Source organism: Cedecea davisae, from assembly GCF_044095835.1.
In the GTDB taxonomy this organism is placed as follows: domain Bacteria; phylum Pseudomonadota; class Gammaproteobacteria; order Enterobacterales; family Enterobacteriaceae; genus Cedecea; species Cedecea davisae.
Genome location: NZ_CP172054.1, coordinates 4,735,461 through 4,750,703, shown reverse-complemented (window position 1 = coordinate 4,750,703; position 15,243 = coordinate 4,735,461). Strand labels below are relative to the sequence as shown.

18 protein-coding genes are annotated in these 15,243 nt (G+C 53.3%); 8 read left to right on the top strand and 10 right to left on the bottom strand.

From position 1 onward, the window contains the following. Positions 1 to 2: 2 nt before the first annotated feature. Genes spoT through gmk form a run of 3 tightly spaced genes read right to left on the bottom strand, consistent with a single transcriptional unit; the run spans position 3 to position 3,095 of the window. Positions 3 to 2,123 carry a bifunctional GTP diphosphokinase/guanosine-3',5'-bis pyrophosphate 3'-pyrophosphohydrolase gene (gene spoT, locus ACG1VR_RS22730; RefSeq protein ID WP_216375914.1) on the bottom strand — a complete coding sequence of 707 codons (2,121 nt, stop codon included), beginning with the start codon at positions 2,121 to 2,123 and terminating at the stop codon, positions 3 to 5. Positions 2,124 to 2,141: 18 nt separating this feature from the next. After that, positions 2,142 to 2,417 carry a DNA-directed RNA polymerase subunit omega gene (gene rpoZ, locus ACG1VR_RS22725; RefSeq protein ID WP_008457417.1) on the bottom strand — a complete coding sequence of 92 codons (276 nt, stop codon included), beginning with the start codon at positions 2,415 to 2,417 and terminating at the stop codon, positions 2,142 to 2,144. Between the two features lie 54 nt (positions 2,418 to 2,471). After that, positions 2,472 to 3,095 (bottom strand): guanylate kinase, encoded by a 624-nt coding sequence (gmk, locus tag ACG1VR_RS22720; protein WP_016538872.1) that lies wholly within the window; start codon positions 3,093 to 3,095, stop codon positions 2,472 to 2,474. A 255-nt stretch (positions 3,096 to 3,350) separates the two neighbouring features. On the opposite strand from gmk, the gene ligB reads away from it, so the two are divergent. Continuing rightward, positions 3,351 to 5,042 carry an NAD-dependent DNA ligase LigB gene (gene ligB / locus ACG1VR_RS22715; RefSeq protein WP_395489840.1) on the top strand — a complete coding sequence of 564 codons (1,692 nt, stop codon included), beginning with the start codon at positions 3,351 to 3,353 and terminating at the stop codon, positions 5,040 to 5,042. Here ligB and ACG1VR_RS22710 read toward each other — a convergent pair. Beyond that, positions 5,036 to 5,653, bottom strand: a complete 618-nt coding sequence (locus ACG1VR_RS22710; RefSeq protein ID WP_016538874.1) for a trimeric intracellular cation channel family protein — start codon at positions 5,651 to 5,653, stop codon at positions 5,036 to 5,038. The two genes, ligB and ACG1VR_RS22710, sit on opposite strands and share 7 nt — an antisense overlap. A gap of 195 nt (positions 5,654 to 5,848) precedes the next feature. Here ACG1VR_RS22710 and ACG1VR_RS22705 point away from each other — a divergent pair, with 195 nt between their 5' ends. Beyond that, positions 5,849 to 6,241 carry a hypothetical protein gene (locus ACG1VR_RS22705; protein ID WP_395489839.1) on the top strand — a complete coding sequence of 131 codons (393 nt, stop codon included), beginning with the start codon at positions 5,849 to 5,851 and terminating at the stop codon, positions 6,239 to 6,241. 37 nt (positions 6,242 to 6,278) lie between these two features. Here the strand turns inward: ACG1VR_RS22705 and ACG1VR_RS22700 are convergent, their stop codons facing one another. Next, a complete protein-coding gene (locus tag ACG1VR_RS22700) occupies positions 6,279 to 7,142 on the bottom strand; it encodes a YicC/YloC family endoribonuclease (protein ID WP_016538876.1) in 864 nt (287 codons plus the stop codon). 125 nt (positions 7,143 to 7,267) lie between these two features. On the opposite strand from ACG1VR_RS22700, the gene rph reads away from it, so the two are divergent. Next, positions 7,268 to 7,984, top strand: coding sequence for a ribonuclease PH (gene rph / locus ACG1VR_RS22695; RefSeq protein ID WP_039898994.1), 717 nt, complete (start codon positions 7,268 to 7,270; stop codon positions 7,982 to 7,984). A 65-nt stretch (positions 7,985 to 8,049) separates the two neighbouring features. Further along, the gene (gene pyrE, locus ACG1VR_RS22690; protein WP_016538878.1) at positions 8,050 to 8,691 is read left to right on the top strand and encodes an orotate phosphoribosyltransferase; all 642 of its coding nucleotides are present in this window, start codon (positions 8,050 to 8,052) and stop codon (positions 8,689 to 8,691) included. Positions 8,692 to 8,724: 33 nt separating this feature from the next. Here pyrE and slmA read toward each other — a convergent pair whose 3' ends face one another. From slmA to coaBC, 3 genes are all read right to left on the bottom strand, one after another. Further along, positions 8,725 to 9,321 carry a nucleoid occlusion factor SlmA gene (slmA, locus tag ACG1VR_RS22685; protein WP_016538879.1) on the bottom strand — a complete coding sequence of 199 codons (597 nt, stop codon included), beginning with the start codon at positions 9,319 to 9,321 and terminating at the stop codon, positions 8,725 to 8,727. Between the two features lie 120 nt (positions 9,322 to 9,441). After that, the gene (dut, locus tag ACG1VR_RS22680) at positions 9,442 to 9,900 is read right to left on the bottom strand and encodes a dUTP diphosphatase (protein ID WP_016538880.1); all 459 of its coding nucleotides are present in this window, start codon (positions 9,898 to 9,900) and stop codon (positions 9,442 to 9,444) included. Then, the gene (gene coaBC, locus ACG1VR_RS22675; RefSeq protein WP_395491137.1) at positions 9,878 to 11,089 is read right to left on the bottom strand and encodes a bifunctional phosphopantothenoylcysteine decarboxylase/phosphopantothenate--cysteine ligase CoaBC; all 1,212 of its coding nucleotides are present in this window, start codon (positions 11,087 to 11,089) and stop codon (positions 9,878 to 9,880) included. The genes dut and coaBC overlap by 23 nt, the downstream gene beginning before the upstream one ends. Before the next feature lie 164 nt (positions 11,090 to 11,253). Here coaBC and radC point away from each other — a divergent pair, with 164 nt between their 5' ends. The 4 genes from radC to mutM all read left to right on the top strand — a co-directional run bounded on the left by radC (position 11,254) and on the right by mutM (position 13,448). After that, a complete protein-coding gene (gene radC / locus ACG1VR_RS22670) occupies positions 11,254 to 11,931 on the top strand; it encodes a DNA repair protein RadC (RefSeq protein ID WP_172568674.1) in 678 nt (225 codons plus the stop codon). A gap of 214 nt (positions 11,932 to 12,145) precedes the next feature. Next, positions 12,146 to 12,382 (top strand): 50S ribosomal protein L28, encoded by a 237-nt coding sequence (gene rpmB, locus ACG1VR_RS22665; protein ID WP_008457442.1) that lies wholly within the window; start codon positions 12,146 to 12,148, stop codon positions 12,380 to 12,382. 20 nt (positions 12,383 to 12,402) lie between these two features. Further along, positions 12,403 to 12,570: a 50S ribosomal protein L33 gene (rpmG, locus tag ACG1VR_RS22660; protein ID WP_001051798.1), complete on the top strand. Its 168-nt coding sequence runs from the start codon at positions 12,403 to 12,405 to the stop codon at positions 12,568 to 12,570. Positions 12,571 to 12,638: 68 nt separating this feature from the next. Continuing rightward, positions 12,639 to 13,448 (top strand): bifunctional DNA-formamidopyrimidine glycosylase/DNA-(apurinic or apyrimidinic site) lyase, encoded by an 810-nt coding sequence (mutM, locus tag ACG1VR_RS22655; RefSeq protein WP_016538883.1) that lies wholly within the window; start codon positions 12,639 to 12,641, stop codon positions 13,446 to 13,448. Here the strand turns inward: mutM and coaD are convergent, their stop codons facing one another. Then, a complete protein-coding gene (gene coaD, locus ACG1VR_RS22650) occupies positions 13,449 to 13,928 on the bottom strand; it encodes a pantetheine-phosphate adenylyltransferase (RefSeq protein WP_016538884.1) in 480 nt (159 codons plus the stop codon). It abuts the gene before it with no gap. An 8-nt stretch (positions 13,929 to 13,936) separates the two neighbouring features. Next, complete coding sequence (gene waaA, locus ACG1VR_RS22645; RefSeq protein ID WP_016538885.1) at positions 13,937 to 15,214, bottom strand: lipid IV(A) 3-deoxy-D-manno-octulosonic acid transferase; 1,278 nt, start codon at positions 15,212 to 15,214, stop codon at positions 13,937 to 13,939. Between the last annotated feature and the right edge of the window lie 29 nt (positions 15,215 to 15,243).

Genomic DNA, 15,243 nt, shown 5'->3' with positions numbered 1-15,243 from the left:
CACTAGTTTCTGTTGCGGGTAACTTTAATCACATCCGGCATCACGCGGATCTTGCGCATGATGTTTGCCAGATGGACGCGGTCCCGGGCGGTCAGTCGAATAAAGGCGCTGTAAACGCGGCCGTCTTTCTCTTCGGTATTCAGGCTCTGAATATTAGAACCCGCGGTGTTGATAGCCGCAGTCAGGTTGGCCAGCGCGCCCTGGTGGTTGAACATGTCCACCTTGATCTCGGTAATGAATTCCTGCTCGGTCTCTTTATCCCACTCTACCGCCATAAACTTCTCAGGCTCTTTCTGGTAGCCACGAATATTTCGACAGGACTCATGGTGGATAACCAACCCTTTTCCAGGGCTGACGTGAGCAACGATAGGATCTCCCGGGATAGGGCGACAGCACTTGGCGAAGGTAATCAGTACGCCGTCAGCGCCTTTGATTGGCAAGTTGCTGTGGGTTGACGTCGTCGCCGAGCCGGGTTGTGAGGTGACCGGAGCTTCACCCTGAAGGTTTTTTGCCACCACCACGCTCATCGCGTTGCCGAGGCCGATTTCTGCCAGCAGGTCGTCAAGAGACGCCAGCTTCATGCGTTCCAGCTCGCGCTGAACGTTCTCGGCCGGGATCTCGGCAAGCTTGCGGCTGCCGCCCAGCGCATGGTTGAGCAGGCGACGCCCAAGGCTGACGGAGTCGTCGCGCTTGAGGTTTTTCAGCATCTGGCGAATTTTGGCGCGTGCTTTGGAGCTGACGACAAAATTGAGCCACGCGGCATTCGGGCGTGCGCCCGGCGCGGTGATGATTTCGATAGTCTGGCCGCTGGTCAGCGACTGTGACAGCGGATAAGGCTGGCGGTCTACGCGTGCGCCTACGCAGGCATGGCCGATGTCGGTATGAACCGCATAGGCAAAATCCACCGGCGTTGCGCCCGCAGGCAGCTCCACGATGCGGCCTTCCGGGGTGAAAACGTAAATCTCATCCGGGAACAGATCGGATTTTACGCTCTCGATAAATTCAAACGAGCTGCCTGCGCTTTGCTGAAGCTCCAGCAGGCTTTGCATCCAGCGCTGGGCGCGGATTTGTGCGGTTGTGCTGCTTTCGCCCTGCTCTTTATAAGCCCAGTGCGCAGCAACCCCCATTTCCGCCATCTGATCCATATCTTCGGTACGGATTTGCACTTCAACCGGCACGCCGTGTGGCCCGATCATTGAAGTGTGCAGGGACTGATAGCCGTTCGCTTTTGGAATGGCAATATAGTCCTTAACCCGGCCTGGACGCGGTTTATAGAGGCTGTGCATCTGCCCGAGTACGCGGTAACAGGTATCCATATCGTGAACGATTACGCGGAAAGCGTAGATGTCCATAATTGAATGGAAACGCTGCTCTTTGAGCGTCATCTTGCAGTAAATGGAGTAAAGGTGTTTTTCGCGACCGCTGACGCGGCATGGAATACCGGCTTCCTGCAAACGTCCGTCGATTTCTGAGAGGATTTTTTGAATCATCTCTTTGCGGTTACCGCGCGCCGCTTTTACCACTTCTTTAATTACGCGGTAACGGTTCGGGTAAAGCGCTTCAAAGCCTAGCTCTTCCAGTTCGGTTTTCAGATGATGAATACCAAGGCGGTGGGCCAGCGGGCTGTAGATTTCGAGGGTTTCACGGGCAATGCGGCGGCGCTTGTCCGGGCGCAGTGAACCCAGGGTTCGCATATTGTGGGTGCGGTCTGCGAGCTTGATCAAGATGACGCGGATGTCCTGCACCATCGCCATGATCATTTTGCGGAAGTTTTCGGCCTGCGCCTCTTTCTTATCGCGGAACTTCAGTTTGTCTAGCTTAGAGACCCCTTCCACCAGCTCGGCAACGCTTTTGCCAAACAGTTGTTCCATATCCTGGTAGGTGGCAGGGGTGTCTTCAATCACATCATGCAGCAGCGCCGCCATTAGCGTTTCATGGTCGAGTTTCATCTCGGCCAGAATGCAGGCGACGGCTACCGGATGGGTGATATAGGGTTCACCGCTTGAACGAGTTTGTCCCTCGTGAGCATCACGCGCGACAAGGTATGCCTGCCGAAGGCGCTTGATTTGCTCCTCGGGCAGATAGTTTTGAATCAGCTGATTCAGGCTCTCAAACAGATACAAGGGCTACCCGCGGGCTAATTAACGACGACCTTCAGCAATAGCAGTAACGGCCTGCAGTTCTGCGGCTTCCTGCTCTTGCTGTTCCTGGCGCTCACGCACATCGAGGATCTGGTTGGTTATCAACCCTTCTTCGATTTCGCGCAGTGCGATAACGGTCGTTTTGTCGTTTTCTTCCGGTACAAGCGGATCTTTACCGCCAACCTGCATCTGACGAGCGCGACGCGCGGCGACAAGTACCAGGTCAAAACGGTTACCAATTTTCTCTACTGCGTCCTGAACGGTTACGCGTGCCATAATTAAAATGCTCCACAGGTGAAGAAATGACTGGGCATGATACTGAAACTGGTGTCAGTCTGCCAATAGTTTGCTGATTAAAGCGTCATGTCGCATCTTTTGGCGACCCATTCGTAGACGCTCGGCACGAATGATTATCTTTAAATCAGACAGCGCGGTATCAAAATCATCATTAACGATGAGGTAATCATACTCCGCATAGTGACTCATTTCCGCAACGGCTTGTTCCATGCGTTTTGCAATCACTTCTTCGCTGTCCTGACCGCGGCCGCGCAGGCGTCTGTCCAGCTCGTCTTTTGACGGTGGCAGAATAAAGATGCTGCGGGCCTGAGGCATTTTCTGACGAATCTGCTGTGCGCCCTGCCAGTCGATATCCAGAAACACATCCACGCCCGTCGCCAGCACGTCTTCAATTGCGCGGCGTGAAGTACCGTAATAGTTGCCAAATACTTCCGCATGTTCGAGGAAAGCATCTTCAGCAATCATCTGCCGGAATTCATCTTTAGCCACAAAGAAATAGTGCTCGCCGTGGTTTTCACCCGGGCGCATACCGCGAGTGGTATGAGAGATGGAAACCTGCGTGTCGTACAGCGGTTGTGTCTTTAACAAAGCCTGGATGAGGCTGGATTTACCCGCGCCACTTGGAGCGGAAACAATATAAAGCGTGCCTTGAGCCATGAGTTCTAACTTAGTCGGTATGCATAAAAGGAAGAGCGTCTACCGGCATATTATACACACCGCCGCCGCGCGACGAAGATTTTGTGATCGGCTACGGTGGTTTTTCTCGCGCTTTACGTGATGTTTCCCTTTTATTTGCTTCATTTTCTGCAACGCCTCAGGTTTTCAGGAAGCACAGCCTCATAAATGAGATTCCTCGTTAGTGACCGGTCATCAATCCGGCTATATCTCCGTTCAGGCAGTTACGGAGGCAATATGAGAACAATAATAGGGGCGTTTATCTTAGTGTTACTGGCAGGCCAGGCTTCGGCCTCAGCGTCCTGTCCGGCATGGCCGGAAGTCAGAACCCGGCAGGAGATTGAAAAGCTGGCTCAGCAGGTCTCTGCCTGGGATGAAGCCTACTATCAACAAGGAAAGAGCCTGGTTAGCGATGCGGTCTACGATAGCCTGCTGGAAACGCTGGCGGCCTGGCGAGGCTGTGTGGGGTCGGGACAGCAGGCTCACCCTGTTCGGCTTGGGGCTGCCGGGCGCTTGTCCCACCCGGTCGCCCACACTGGAGTGAAAAAGCTGCGGGATAAGCAGGCTGTCGCTCTGTGGATGAGGGGGCGGAACGACTTATGGGTACAGCCAAAAGTCGACGGTGTTGCGATAACGCTTGTGTACCGTAACGGCAGGCTGGAAAAAATGCTTAGTCGCGGCGATGGGCTAAAAGGGGAGGACTGGACTCATAAGGCTACCGGGATAGCAGCAATTCCTCGCCAGGTCCCTGCTTCGCTTGCAAATAGCGTGCTGCAAGGTGAATTGTTCCTTAAACGCAGCGGCCATATTCAAAGCAACATGGGCGGAGTCAATGCCAGAGCGAAGGTAGCGGGTGAAATGCTGCGTATCGGTCCAATTACCGATAGCGACGCATGGGGCGTTTTTATCTGGGCGTGGCCGGATGGCCCTGAAAATATGATTAAAAAGATTGAGCTATTGAAACAGGCCGGATTTTCGCTTACTGCGGCCTGGACGAAGCCGGTCTCTAACGTTGGAGAAATTGCTCTTCTGCGTGATAGCTGGTTTCGCCAGCCTTTGCCCTTTGTTACCGATGGCATTGTTATTCGGCAGGCGCGTGAACCGCAGGCGAAGTTTTGGCGCCCCGGCGAGGGTGAGTGGGTGGTGGCGTGGAAGTTTGCCCCGGCGGAGCAGTTCACCGGCGTCAGAAAAGTCCATTTCACCGTTGGCAGGACAGGGAAAATAGCGGTGGTGCTTGAACTTGAAGAGACACATCTGGACGACAAACACGTCAGGCGGGTGAATATTGGCTCAGTGAAGCGCTGGCGGGAGTGGGATGTGGTCGCTGGCGATAGAGTGAAAATCAGCCTTGCGGGGCAGGGTATTCCCCGGCTGGAGAAGGTTGTCTGGCGCGTTGGTCAGCGGGATAAACCCAAGTCGCCTGGTGCTCAGGCTAGTGCAGTGAGCTGCCTTTTCGCATCAGTAGAGTGCCACGAGCAGTTTCTTGCGCGACTCACGTGGCTGAGCCAAAAATCGCTACTCGACTTGCCCGGGGTTAGCCAAAGCAGCTGGCGGCAGTTGCTGACGGGCACGCGCTTGCAGCATATTTTTTCATGGCTGGCGCTGAGCCGGGAGGCGTTGTTGGGGCTACCGGGGTTAACGGCAAAAAAATCTGAATTGCTGTGGCACCGATTTTCTTTAGCAAGACAGCAGCCGTTTATCCGCTGGATACAGGCGATGGGAATGCCTTTACCGGCAAAGGCCCTGAATGAAATTAAAGAGAAGAGCTGGCAACAATTGTTGCGCCGGGACGAAATCGGCTGGCGTCGTCTGCCGGGCGTAGGCGCTACCCGGGCAAGGCAACTTATAGATTTTATGAAGCATCCTCAGGTTGCTGCCCTGGCGATTTTCCTGGGGCAGCAAAAGATCGGCGGCTTTAGCCCTCAGTGATCGGCATGTTTGTAATGAAAAACGGGCAGGCCAAGCCGCAGGCGAAGCGCCAGCAGGCGCGTAGTGAAACCAAAGAGTAGGGTTGCTATCACCACAATATCGTGGCTGCTGACATAGTGCTGGAGTGCGATGTAAAGCACCGCTGAGGCAAAGGCGATGCCAGCGTACAGCTCTTTCTGGAAGACCAGAGGAATACGTTTGCAGAACATATCGCGCAGTACGCCGCCAAATACGCCCGTGACCACTGCCGCAATAGTCGCAATGATTGGGCCTTCACCCATATCAAGGGCGACCTGTGCGCCAATGATGGAAAAAACAACCAGCCCCAGCGCATCAAGAACTAAAAACAGCTTACGCAGGTGCGGCATAACCGGCGCCATGATGGTAGTGAGCACCGCGGCAATAGCCACGATAACAACATACTCAGGGTGTTTGACCCAGCCGAGAGGGTAATGGCCCAGCAGAATATCGCGTACAGAGCCGCCGCCGAGAGCGGTTGCGGTGGCGATAATGATGACGCCAAAGGTATCCATGCGGCGACGGCCGGCGGCCAGTGCACCGGTCATAGCTTCCGCCGTGATACCGATAAGATAAAGGATGTGTAGCAGCATGAATGTCCCCTCAGAAGTTGCTCCGAGGGTAGCGTTTTGTGCGTTGTGTCACGATTGAGATTTTCTAAATTGAATCTGTATTGATTAGTTTTATTTATGCGAAAGTATTATTTTATCCTCAAATAGAGGGTTATCTATGAAATTAATATTTAAAAAATGGATTAGTAGAACTATCGGTAACCGGAGGGGCTGACGATGAAAACTGTCTCTGCGGCGCTCAGGGCGTTAGCGAAAGGTATCAATCCTGAAACAGGAGAGCTGCTGGCATCCGGTTCGCTGGCGAATCAACCCGATGCGATAAGAATGCTGTTTGCACTTTCTGAGGAGCTGGCGGAGAGGCCGGAGAAGCAGAAAAAGATCAAACTCACTCCCGAAGAACGGCAGCGAAAGAATATTGCTGAAGGCAGGCCGGCTAAAGCTTATTTTCCCTGGGCTGCCGATGAGAAAGTATTGCTGGACGTGAAGTATCGGCAAAATGAAGACATAAATGCATTAAGTCAGCAGTTCGGTCGCTCGTCGCGAGCGGTCGCTATTCAGCTGGAAAAGATGGGTTTAATTACGGCGGAACAGCTTCTGGCGACGCGCTGAGAAAGTTGAGAGGCCCATAAATCAGGGCCTCGCGGTATCACTCGATGTTCTGGATCTGCTCGCGCATTTGCTCGATCAAGACTTTCAGCTCGATGGCTGAGGTGGTGACATCTGAGTTTATCGATTTGGAGGCCAGCGTGTTCGACTCACGGTTGAACTCCTGCATCATAAAGTCGAGGCGACGGCCAACGGCTTCTTTTTTCTTCAGGATGTTATAGGTCTCTTTAACGTGAGCTTCCAGGCGGTCAAGTTCTTCAGCGACGTCGATTCGCTGCGCCATCAACACCAACTCTTGCTCAAGGCGGCTATTTTCAAGCTGTACTTCGGCTTCTTCCAGCTTGCTGACCAGGCGCTCACGCTGCCATTTAACCACTTCTGGCATTTGCGCTCGTACTTTCACCACTTCGGCGCTGACGCCTTCGAGGCGTTGCTCGATCAGCGCTTTTAATGCGTGGCCTTCAGTTTCGCGGGCAACAATAAAATCATCCAGCGCGCCATCCAGTGCGGCAAGGATCTCCGCGGCGATAGCGTCCAGGTCCTGCTCCTGAGCGGACATTACGCCGGGCCAGCGCAGAATATCAACCGGATTTATTTCCCCTTCGTCACTCTGCATTTTGACCCAGTTAGCGGCGTCAACCAGCTGCTTAGCCAGTTTTTCATTAAGGAGCAAAGCGCCTTGCGAGCGGGAGTCTGGTTCGAAGCGCAGGTTGCACTCGATTTTGCCGCGAGTCAGTCGATTGCGGATGCGTTCGCGCGCTACAGGCTCAAGGCTGCGGAACTGTTCCGGCATGCGGATGTAAGTTTCGAGATAGCGCTGGTTAACCGAGCGTAATTCCCAGGAGGCTGAGCCCCATTCACCTTTTACTTCACGCCGGGCGTAGGCGGTCATACTGCGGATCATAGCAGGTACCCGTTTTCAGCTAATGTATGAGGGGATTATAGCCATCAGGGGTCTTGCAGGATAGGAATAAGCGCCTGAAGTCCGTATAATGCGCAGCCACATTCGTTTTAGCCGGAGATAAGCCCATGCGTCCATCAGGTCGTAGCGCCGAACAAGTGCGCCCAGTTACCCTGACCCGCCATTACACTAAACACGCAGAAGGTTCCGTGCTTGTCGAGTTTGGTGATACCAAAGTGCTTTGCACCGCCACCCTTGAAGAAGGCGTTCCTCGCTTCCTGAAAGGTCAGGGCCAGGGCTGGATCACCGCCGAATACGGCATGCTGCCGCGTGCAACTCATAGCCGTAATGCGCGTGAAGCTGCAAAAGGCAAGCAGGGCGGCCGTACTCTTGAAATTCAGCGTCTGATCGCCCGTTCTCTGCGCGCGGCGGTAGATTTAAAGGCGCTGGGTGAATTCACCATCACTCTGGACTGCGACGTCCTGCAGGCCGATGGTGGCACCCGCACTGCTTCTATCACCGGTGCCTGCGTGGCGCTGGCCGATGCGCTGAACGGACTTGTGGCTGCCGGTAAGCTGAAAACCAACCCAATGAAGGGAATGGTGGCGGCGGTTTCCGTCGGCATCGTCAAGGGTGAAGCGCTTTGCGATCTGGAGTATGTCGAAGACTCCTCGGCTGAAACCGATATGAACGTAGTGATGATGGAAGATGGGCGCATGATTGAAGTGCAGGGCACCGCCGAAGGCGAGCCGTTCTCCCATGAAGAGCTACTGGCGCTGCTAGCGCTGGCCCGAGGGGGAATTGATTCCATTATCGCGTCGCAGAAGGCGGCGTTAGAAAATTAATTTTTAAAAAGCGACTGAGAAGTCGCTTTTTTTATGTCCGTGTAACAACGCTAAGGAGCGAATCCATGAAACCGTATCAGCGCCAGTTTATTGAGTTTGCGCTTAACAAACAGGTACTCAAGTTTGGCGAATTTACGCTGAAATCCGGGCGTACCAGCCCCTATTTCTTCAACGCCGGGCTGTTTAATACCGGGCGCGATCTGGCGTTACTGGGGCGTTTTTATGCCGCCGCGCTGATGGATTCCGGTATCGACTTCGACCTGCTGTTTGGCCCGGCCTATAAGGGCATCCCTATCGCGACCACCACCGCGGTTGCGCTGGCCGAGCATCATGAGCGTGATGTGCCTTATTGCTTCAACCGTAAAGAAGCGAAAGATCACGGCGAGGGTGGCAATCTGGTCGGTAGCCCGCTGCAGGGGCGTGTAATGCTGGTGGATGACGTGATAACCGCCGGAACGGCCATTCGTGAGTCGATGGAAATCATTGCCGCTAACGGTGCCAGCCTTGCGGGTGTTTTGATTTCTCTCGACAGGCAAGAACGCGGGCGCGCCGATATTTCTGCAATTCAGGAGGTTGAGCGTGATTATAAATGCCAGGTCATCTCTATCATCACTTTGAAGGACCTGATTGCCTATCTGGAAGAGAAACCAGAAATGGCCGACAAACTTGCTGCGGTGCGTAAGTATCGCGAAGAGTACGGCGTATAAGCCAGAAAAGAAAAGGGCCATTAGGCCCTTTTCTTAGTACAGCTGTGCGGCAATCAGCGGCCAGCGGGTATCGAAATCATCCGTGGGCAGATAGCGGAAGTCGCTGCGAACAAAACGCGAAAGCATCCCTTCACAGAAAGCCAGTAGCTGGCTTGCCAGCAGGGCTTCATCGGTAGTAAACCCTTCGCCTTCACGCATTTTCTTTTCGCGCATTACCTGACGCAGCTGAACCTCAATACGCTCAAACAGCTGATTGATGCGGTCCTGCAGGCGATCTTGTTCAAACATCAGCGCATGGCCGGTAAGAATGCGGGTTAACCCCGGGTTACGTTCACCAAAACCCAGCACCAGCAGAACGATTAGCCGCAGGCGAGCCAGCGTATCTTTCTCATCTTTCAAAATCAGGTTAATGCGGGTAATCAGGCTGTCTTCGATAAACTCAATCAGGCTATCGAACATTTTCATCTTGCTGGGAAAATGCCGATAGAGCGCCGCTTCGGACACGCCAACCGTTGCCGCAAGTTTCGCGGTGGTAATGCGCTGGCTGCCGTCGCTGGATTCAAGCATTTGGGCCAGAGACTGAAGTATTTCCTCGCGACGATTCCTTTTCGCGGTCTGTTTTTCTGCCATGTTCTAAAATACCCCTGAAAATTACCTTGTCAGGCAAGCACCGCACCGCGCCCGCAAACGCCTGGTTTGCGGTCTGTTATAACGTTATCTACGCGGTAGGGTTACGTTTATAAAACGGTATTACTGGCGGCCAGAATGGCCAAAGCCGCCTTCGCCACGGTCGCTGGCATCAAAATCTTCGACCAGATTAAATTCTGCCTGTACCACAGGTACAAAGACCATTTGCGCGATGCGCTCGCCAGGCTGGATGGTGAAGCTGTTCTGGCCACGGTTCCACACGGAAACCATCAACTGCCCCTGATAATCGGAGTCGATTAAACCCACCAGGTTGCCCAGCACAACGCCATGTTTATGACCCAGGCCTGAACGCGGGAGAATCACCGCCGCCAGGGATGCATCGGCAATGTGAATAGCCAGGCCGGTAGGCAGCAGCGTTGTTGCACCTGGAGCCAACTCTACGGCGTCATCTAAACAGGCGCGCAGGTCAAGACCGGCTGAACCGGAGGTGGCGTAGGTCGGCAGCGGAAATTGTTGGCCAACGCGCGGGTCCAGAATTTTAACGTCGATTTTTTTCATCATAGCGGGTAACGATCTCGTCCAGTAAAAGGTGGCCAAGGAGCTCTTTACGCTCAAGCGGTAAGACTTTATCTCCATCCTGCCAGAAAAGGTGTAATGCATTGCTGTCGCTGTTAAACCCCTGATTTTGCTTAGATACGTCATTAGCACAGATCAGGTCGAGGTTTTTAGCAGCGCGCTTTTTCCGGGCGTATTCTTCCACATTATTTGTTTCGGCGGCAAACCCTACAACATAGGGGCGACCTTCTGAAAGTGCGGCAACGCCGGCAACCACATCCGGGTTTTTCACCATTTTTAGAGTAATTTCATCACGTTGCTTTTTGATTTTCTCTTCAGCAACGGTGGCTGCCCTATAATCGGCAACGGCCGCACAGCCGATAAAAATCTGCTGGCTTGTGGCCTGCCGTTGTACGGCTTCGTTCATTTCCAGCGCGGTTGTTACATCTACCCGATTTACCCCGGCAGGCGTTGGCAAAGTTACCGGCCCGGCAACTAAAGTCACGTTTGCTCCGCGGGCGGCTGCGGCTGCGGCGATAGCAAAGCCCATTTTACCGGAGCTGTCATTGGTAATGTACCGAACGGGATCCAACCGCTCGCGAGTGGGGCCGGCGGTAATCATGACGTTCAGATGTTGCAGATCTTTGACTACCGAGAAATGCTCCACTGCCATGTCGACGAGTATTAACGGGTCCAGCATACGCCCCGGGCCGATGTCGCCGCACGCCTGGCTGCCGCTATCCGGCCCCCAAATCAGCAGGCCACGAGAGCCGAGTACGCCAAGATTATGTTGGGTTGCCGCTGCCCGGTACATTTGCTGGTTCATGGCGGGAACGACCGCAACCGGTGCCGCAGTAGCAAGGCAGATGGTGCTGACCAGGTCGTTTGCCATCCCTGCTGCGATGCGGGCAATCAGGTCTGCGGTGGCGGGAGCAATAATGACTAAATCAGCCCATTTTCCCAGTTCGATGTGGCCCATTGCCGCTTCGGCAGCCGGGTCAAGCATGCTGTCCGACACCGGATATCCGGAGACGGCCTGTAAGCTTAATGGTGTGATAAAGGCCTTCGCCGCCTCGGTCATTACCACTCGTACATCCGCTCCGCGATCGCGCAGACGACGCACCAGCTCAGGTGTTTTGTAAGCAGCAATACCGCCGCTGACACCAAGAACAATTTTCTTGCCGGAAAGCCCCATCATGATTTTTATCCGTTGGAAGTCACATTCAGGAGGCTATTTTATCACAATCCCCGGCAGGGGACTTTTTGCTGTTTGCGAGGCATTACGCAAGACAGTAATCCGGAATCGCCCGATAAGAAAAAACGTCGCACTATAGCGTGGGTAAGCCAGGAGGGGATGCCATGAAAGGGAATAATGCTATTGAAAAATCGACGTTGCCGCGTGAAAAGTTGCTGAAGTTTGGCGTCAGTTCGCTAACCGATACCGAACTGTTGGCGCTGTTTTTGCGAACCGGGTGCCGGGGGATGCACGTTCTGGTTTTTGCCAACATGTTATTGCGTGAGTTTGGTTCACTGCATCGCCTACTGTCAGCCGACTTTTCTCATTTCGAAAAAGTGAACGGAATCGGTGTTGCAAAATATACCCAACTGAATGCAATAGCCGAGCTGGCAAGGCGCTATTACTCTTCTCAGGGAGTGAGTGAGCTTTCTCTGCTCAACCCTGGGAAGGTGCGCGAATACATCCAAAGCCAGATAATGACCGAAGAACGAGAGGTTTTTCTGGTGTTGTTTCTGAATAATCAGCATCAGGCCATCAAATGTGAGCGCCTTTTTGCCGGTACGCTGGGGCACGTTGAGGTTCATCCGCGAGAAATTGTGCGCGAAGCGATGAAATGTAACGCCGCAGCTATTATACTGGCGCACAACCACCCTTCAGGTAAGGCTGAGCCGAGCAAAGCCGACCGGGCCATAACAGAGCGTATCGTTAAAGTCTGCCTGTTTATGGAGATTCAGGTGCTTGATCATCTGGTTATTGGCCATGGAGAGTACGTTTCTTTCGCTGAGCGAGGGTGGATTTAGGCCAATGAGCGCGATCCATAGGGATCTTTGTCTGTTCGGGACTTGAGCACATGCCTCACACAGCGTATACTACGCCACCTTTGAGAATCTCGGGTTTGGCATTATGCGCCTGGCACTGTGGTTCACATTGAACCGCCAGGGACCAGGCTTGCAGCCTGACGAGGCGCCTAACCCTATACGAAGCTCGAGCTAATTTGATTTTTGGAGAATAGACATGTCCCGAGTCTGCCAAGTTACTGGCAAGCGTCCGGCGACCGGTAATAACCGTTCCCACGCACTGAACGCGACTAAACGCCGTTTCCTGCCGAACCTGCACTCTCACCGTTTTTGGGTTGAGAGCGAGAAGCGTTTTGTCACCCTGCGCGTATCTGCTAAAGGTATGCGTGTAATTGATAAGAAAGGCATCGATACAGTTCTGTCTGAACTGCGTGCCCGTGGCGAAAAGTACTAAGTACTTAGAGGAAATAAATCATGGCTAAAGGTATTCGTGAGAAAATCAAGCTGGTTTCTTCTGCTGGTACTGGTCACTTCTATACCACCACGAAGAACAAGCGTACTAAGCCGGAAAAACTGGAACTGAAAAAGTTCGATCCAGTTGTCCGTCAGCACGTTATTTACAAAGAAGCCAAAATTAAATAATTCTGGTAACTTTGTTGAAGAAACCCGGCTCAAGCCGGGTTTTTTTATGCCTGTTTCCCGGAGGAGCGATGCCTGAATTACCAGAGGTTGAAACCAGCCGCCGCGGTATTGAACCGCATCTGGTCGGCCAAACGATTTTGCATGCCGTGGTACGCAATTCACGTTTGCGTTGGCCGGTATCAGATGAAATTCATGCCCTGAGCGATAAGCCGGTGCTGAGCGTACAGCGTCGGGCAAAGTATTTACTGCTGGAACTGCCGGACGGCTGGATAATCATCCATCTTGGTATGTCCGGTAGCCTGAGGATCCTTCAGGACGAGCTTCCCGCAGAGAAGCACGATCATGTTGATCTGGTTATGAGTAACGGCAAAGTTCTGCGCTATACAGACCCGCGCCGTTTCGGGGCGTGGTTATGGGCTAAAGAGCTTGAGGGCAGTAATGTTCTGTCTCATCTTGGGCCAGAACCGCTGAGCGATGAATTTAACGCTGATTACCTGCGTGAGAAATCGGCGAAAAAGAAAACGGCGATCAAACCGTGGTTAATGGATAACAAACTTGTGGTTGGCGTGGGGAATATCTATGCCAGCGAGTCGCTGTTTGCCGCCGGGATCCACCCTGACAGGGCAGCAAATTCACTCTCGAAACGTGAGTCTGAAATTTTAGTCGCGACGATCAAAGCGGTACTGCTGCGTTCAATTGAGCAGGGCGGGACAACGCTAAAAGACTTTCTTCAGTCTGATGGTAAACCGGGATACTTTGCGCAGGAACTGCAAGTTTATGGCCGGGCAGGTGAACCGTGCCGGGTATGTGGTGCGCCGATTGTTGCCGGTAAGCACGGGCAGCGCAGCACTTATTATTGCCGCCGCTGCCAGCGGTAATTATTTAAGCCGTTCGATAAGAGCTTTGCAAACATGCTCCGGCAGGAAGTGGGCGACGTCTCCGTGATGGCGGGCCACTTCTTTTACCAGTGAAGAAGAGACAAACGACCACTCTTTCGACGGCATCAGAAATACGCTTTCCAGCTCCGGCATTAAATGGCGGTTCATATGCGCCAGCTGCATCTCATATTCAAAATCAGCGGCGGTGCGCAAACCACGAACCAGCACATTTGCCCGCTGCTTACGGGCAAAATTTGCCATTAAATCACTAAAGCCGATCACCTCAACGCCGGGAAGATGCGCCACGGCCTGTTGTGCCAGAGCAACACGCTCTTCCAGCGTAAATAAAGCATTTTTGCTGGGGCTGGCAGCAATCGCAAGGATCACCCGATCAAACATACTGGCAGCACGGGTAATGATATCAAGATGGCCGTTGGTGATGGGATCGAAGGTTCCCGGATAGATTGCCCGCTTTTGCATATCAGACCTTAGTGTGTTTTTGGGGGGAGATAGGGTTCCAGCAGCTGTAGCAAGCGCTGTAAGGCGCCCTGATTCTGATAGAGCACTTCCACGGCATGGCGGCCATAGAAGTTACGATAATCTTCATCGGTGAGCAAAGACGCAATCTCTTTTACTAATGACTGGTCGTCGATCACTGTAATCAGGCCGTCTGCCTGTGACAGGCGGGCACAGATATCTTTGAAGTTAAAAGTGTGTGGCCCCATCAATACGGGAATGGCGTGTGCAGCAGGCTCCAGAGGGTTATGGCCGCCTCTTTCTACTAATGAGCCCCCCACAAAAGCTAAGTCTGCGATGCCGTACAGCAGCATTAACTCACCCATCGTATCGCCGATAACAACCTGAGTACCTGAGGACGGGACTTCGCCGGATGAGCGCGTTGTGTAACTTAATCCGGCATTTCGCACCAGGTTTACGGCGTCCGGGAAGCGTTCCGGGTGACGTGGCACGAGAATCAGCAACAAATTAGGGAATTGTTTGAGCAGCGTTTGATGGGCCTGAAGAATAATGCTCTCTTCACCTTCATGCGTGCTGGTTGCTATCCAAACCGGGCGATGAGGTGCCCACTGGCGGCGTAACGTTACCGCCCGGGCGGCAAGCTGAGGCGTAACTGAAATATCAAATTTCAGGCTGCCTGTTACCGTTAGCTGGCTGCGCTTTGCACCAAGCGCGACAAAGCGCTCGCCGTCTTCTTCATTTTGTGCAGCGATCAGCGTAATGCGCTGCAGCAGCGTGCGGACAAACTGGCCCAGTTTTGCATAACCTTTAGCGGAGCGAGCAGAAAGCCTGGCGTTGGCTATGACTAATGGAATGTAGCGTTTATGCAATGCTGCTATCAGGTTTGGCCACAGCTCTGTTTCCATAATCAGCACCAGCTTCGGATCGACTTTATTCAGAAAACGGTTGAGCGCGCAGGGTAAATCGTAAGGCAGGTAGACGTGCTGAACGTCTTCCCCAAAAGCGGACATAACCCGCTCCGAGCCCGTTGGTGTCATAGTGGTGACGGTAATCGGGAGCTCAGGGTAGCGATGGCGCAGGGCCCGGACCAGTGGTATGGCCGCGAGCGTTTCCCCGACGGAAACGGAATGCAGCATGATGCCGCCTGGCTTAAGCGGTTTTTTATAGAAACCGTAGCGTTCGCCGATGCGTTTGCGGTATGCGGGAGCTTTACGACCGCGCACCCACAATCGCAGCCAGATGAGTGGCTGTATGAGGTAAAGCAGTGTGGTGTAAAGCAACTGAAGCATAGGACATGACTGACATTATGAATGTGCTG